The organism is Acinetobacter sp. YH01019 (genome assembly GCF_013420285.1).
In the GTDB taxonomy this organism is placed as follows: domain Bacteria; phylum Pseudomonadota; class Gammaproteobacteria; order Pseudomonadales; family Moraxellaceae; genus Acinetobacter; species Acinetobacter gandensis.
On the sequence record NZ_VOYM01000138.1, the window covers coordinates 1 to 3,896 of the forward strand.

Consider the following 3,896-nt stretch of genomic DNA (forward strand, 5'->3'; position numbering starts at 1 on the left):
TCACTTTGATATAAGTCTCATCCATATGCCATGAATGTAAATCTGTAGGATTACGCCAATACCAGCGTAACCGTTTTTCCATTTCTGGAGCATAACGCTGAACCCAACGATAAATTGTACTGTGATCCACATTTATGCCTCGTTCAGCGAGCATTTCTTGAAGTTCACGATAGCTGATGCCATATTTACAATACCAACGAACAGCCCAAAGAATGATTTCACCTTGAAAGTGCCGACCGTGGAAGGGATTCATCTGCTGTATCTCGAAATAAATAAGATATTTAGCTTATCATGTCAGCCTATTTGCAACAGTGCCATCATGAGTCAGTCAGGCAAAATTGTCAGTACAGCTTTATCTAATGAACATACAGCAGACATTAAAATGATTGAGCATTTGGTAGAAGGCTTAAAAACAAAACTCTATGCTGTTCGTGGATATATCAGTCAAGAATTAAAAATCAAATTCGAGGAATCAAGACATTTGGTTTAATTACATATCATCGTAAAAATATGAAAACTATTCGTTTATCCAAAGCAGATGAATACCACTTAAAACAACGCAATAAAAAGAAAATTTATTCAGCTTATTGAAAAAATTAAGCTATTAATCTAAATCTATCAACTAGATAAAATACTTTAAATTTCTAAGTTTTTAGAAACTACGACCCTCTCCTTTTTCTTCATACGTTATTCCCTCACGAATATGATACAGTCGCTGGAAAGTCGGAATAATTTTATCGTCATGTGTAACAACAATAATTGCTGTTTGAAATTTTTCCGCCATTTCGTGCAACAAACGAATTACAGTCATGGCACGAACGCTGTCTAAAGGTGCCGTTGGCTCATCTGCCAAAATGACAGGTGGCTTATTAATCAAGCCGCGTGCAATAGCTACACGTTGTTGTTCACCACCTGATAATTGCCCAGGCATGGCATGAACACGATGCTGAACATCTAAAGCAGTCAAAATTTCTAAAGCACTTGCACGTGCAGTGTCATTAGGAACACCTGCAAGCATAGGTAATAGCGCAACATTATCTAAAACATTCAAAAAAGGAATCAAATAAGGTGTTTGGAACATAAAACCAATTTTGTCACGTCGCAATGCACTTAAATCTTTTACCAACCAGTGTTGATCAAAAATCACTTCACTCCCTAAAGTCATACGTCCTTCAGTGGGATCAATCACAGCGCCTAAACATTTTAATAAGGTACTTTTACCTGAACCTGACGGACCAATCAGTCCAACAACTTCTCCTGGATCCACCCACATATTGACATCTTTTAATGCATAAAAAGCATTATCACCTTGCCCAAAACGTTTTTTTAAACCCTCAATTAAAATTCCGTGGGTCATGTGTTATCCTCCAATTGCTTCGGCTGGATCAATACGTAATGCCATACGAATAGCTACTAGACTTGCCAACATACAAATCAACATCACAGCAATAAATCCAAGAATAGAATCCTGAGGAATCAATAATACATACTTTGGAAAATATGGCGCAGCAAAGGTTGAAGTGATTTTACCTATAGTAAATCCAATTAGACCAAGTGCGAGCGCTTGCTGTAAGATCATCCAGGCAATCGTTCGGTTGCGTGTTCCAATTAGTTTCAGAACTGCAATTTCTCGAATTTTATCCATGGTTAGGGTATAAATAATAAATGCCACAATTGCCGCGCTCACCAAAGCCAAAATTACTAAAAGCATCGCAATCTGCCTTGCTGACGTTGCAATCATCTTGCTAATTAAAATATGTTCCATTTGAAGACGCGTGTAGACAGTCAGTTGCTGCCAACGTTGGATGTGTTCAGCAGTATCTTCTGCGGAAGTACCAGTTTTAAGACGGACTAAAATTGCATTTACATAACGATTGCTGGTTTGAGCACTCAGAACACTGTCTAATAAATCTGGATACGCAGGACGATTGTAAATCGGATTTTGTGCGGTACGTCGGCGGTCTTGTAAAATTGCCGCATTATCTTTTTGAAATTGGGCTTGTTGTGCATCTTTAAGCGGAATAAAAATCATCGGGTCACCACCTGATGACACCATTCGTCGAGTCAATCCTACTACAGTAAAATAATTACGACGGATTTTGATGCGATCACCTAATTTAAGTCCTGAAGTGATGTCTACAACAGCTTCATAGTGCCCCCGAGTCAATTGACGTCCCGCTAAAAGGTAAGGTGGCCAGCCTAAATTATTCCAGGCATGTTCACCTGTATGGATTCCAACCACCATCGCACGGATATCTTTATCTTTATAATGAACTTGTGTGGTCAGATAAGTAATATTTGAGGCATGTTCTACTTCAGGTGTAGTCATGACACTACGATATAAATCATCACGCACACTAGAAGGTTCAGCATATGGACCAAGCGTATCTTGTTGTACCACCCATAAATCTGCACCGCTATTATTTAATAAAGCCTTGGCATCATCCACCATACCACGGTAGACACCCGCCATAATTAGAGTCACGCCGATCAACAAGCCAAGTCCAAAACCAGTAAAAACAAACTTACCCCATGAATGGAATATATCCCGACCGGCTAAGCTAATCATTCAGATGTTCCTGCAAGATTTTTTACAATACGCAAACGGTTTTTCGCATTAAGTGGTTTTTCACTATATAAAACGATTTGATCATTTTCTGATAGACCATCGAGTACTTGAACATCACCCTCTAAATTAGAGCGACCTAGTTTAATTTCAATAAATTGTAGTTTTTGATCTGTCACTTTCCAGACACCGACTTGGTTATTGATGCGGTGAATAGCAGCATTTGGAATAGCAAGGCTGCGAGACAGTGGTGCTAGTTTAATTGTCACTTCTGCTAATTCACCTAAAGGAGGTAGAGGGTTAGGTTGTTGACTAAAGACTACTTTGGCTAAGATTTCTTCGGTAATAACATCTGCACGAGGCTCTACCCATAAGACTTGACCTGAAAGCGTGTTACTTTGACGCGAACGTAAATGAATTTGTGCAGGTAAACCTGAGGCTAAGCCAATCGCACTAGATTGATCGAAGCGTGTATTCAACCAAATAGACTTCGGGTCTACAATTTCCAATACGGTTTGCCCTGCAACTACAGTAGAGCCAGGTTCTGCATAACGGGCTGTGACTATACCTGGTGCTGTTGCCATTAAATTTAAATTGTCGCGCTGGGCTTGTAGTGTATTGAGGTCTGCACGGGCTTTATTAAGTTCTTGTTGCATTGAGCCAAGTGCTGTTGTAGCGAGATCAAGCTCCTGCTGCTTAATCGCGAGTGACTCTTGACTGGTGGCATTGATTTTGGTAAGTTGCTGATAGCGTTGAACTTGTTGCTGTGTAAACTTTTGACGAATTTGAATATCTTGTTGCTGAGAGATGATTTTTTGGATAATGGCACGTTGTGCAAGTGTTTTTTCTTCCAAATCGACTGGATCCATTTCTCCCAAGAGCTGTCCAGTTTGTACAGCATCGCCAATATCGACTTGAAGGTTTTTAAGACGACCTGCCGCTGTGGGACCAATTTTGTAATTATGACGAGCTTCAACAGTCGCTATACCAAACAGACTAGGCTGAATAGATTTATACTTAACCTGCGTCAGACTGACCTTGACTGGTGCAAAAGGTCCTGTACGCAATAGGACATAAACCAAAAATAAGATTAATGTAATAAGCACTACAAGAACGGAAAGAGCCCTCTTTCTTAATAGAAATGTTTGCATCTGTATTTTGCTTATCTTATCTAATTAAGAATAATATAATCTATTTCTAAGTATTATAGGACTTACGCATTGACGGATTCAAAAAAGTATTAAAATACTTTATAAAGTATCTGTGATCAGACGAATTAAACATGCTTCTACAGCAACTTGTACATTACCCATTTATATGGGCTTTCTCA

At 39.1% G+C, this 3,896-nt stretch carries 4 protein-coding genes and 1 pseudogene; 1 reads left to right on the top strand and 4 read right to left on the bottom strand.

The genetic code is table 11. From position 1 onward, the window contains the following. Positions 1 to 253: transposase (locus tag FTT84_RS17135; protein WP_150993742.1), on the bottom strand; the 253-nt coding region annotated here is incomplete at its 3' end. A gap of 66 nt (positions 254 to 319) precedes the next feature. Here FTT84_RS17135 and FTT84_RS17140 point away from each other — a divergent pair. Continuing rightward, positions 320 to 593: pseudogene (locus tag FTT84_RS17140) on the top strand (transposase); the annotation flags it as partial. A 59-nt stretch (positions 594 to 652) separates the two neighbouring features. Here FTT84_RS17140 and FTT84_RS17145 read toward each other — a convergent pair. From FTT84_RS17145 to FTT84_RS17155, 3 genes are read right to left on the bottom strand one after another with little or no spacing between them, the layout of a single operon-like run. Then, positions 653 to 1,357 (bottom strand): ABC transporter ATP-binding protein, encoded by a 705-nt coding sequence (locus tag FTT84_RS17145; protein WP_074947794.1) that lies wholly within the window; start codon positions 1,355 to 1,357, stop codon positions 653 to 655. Between the two features lie 3 nt (positions 1,358 to 1,360). Further along, positions 1,361 to 2,569, bottom strand: a complete 1,209-nt coding sequence (locus FTT84_RS17150; protein WP_180081944.1) for an ABC transporter permease — start codon at positions 2,567 to 2,569, stop codon at positions 1,361 to 1,363. Then, on the bottom strand, positions 2,566 to 3,633 hold the full coding sequence (locus FTT84_RS17155) for an efflux RND transporter periplasmic adaptor subunit (RefSeq protein ID WP_257223436.1): 1,068 nt from the start codon (positions 3,631 to 3,633) through the stop codon (positions 2,566 to 2,568). The genes FTT84_RS17150 and FTT84_RS17155 overlap by 4 nt, the downstream gene beginning before the upstream one ends. Between the last annotated feature and the right edge of the window lie 263 nt (positions 3,634 to 3,896).

What these genes read in the sequence shown, in the direction of transcription:
- FTT84_RS17145 (WP_074947794.1), bottom strand. Translation starts at nt 1,357, where the DNA reads ATGACCCACGGAATTTTAATTGAGGGTTTAAAAAAACGTTTTGGGCAA.
- FTT84_RS17150 (WP_180081944.1), bottom strand. Translation starts at nt 2,569, where the DNA reads ATGATTAGCTTAGCCGGTCGGGATATATTCCATTCATGGGGTAAGTTT.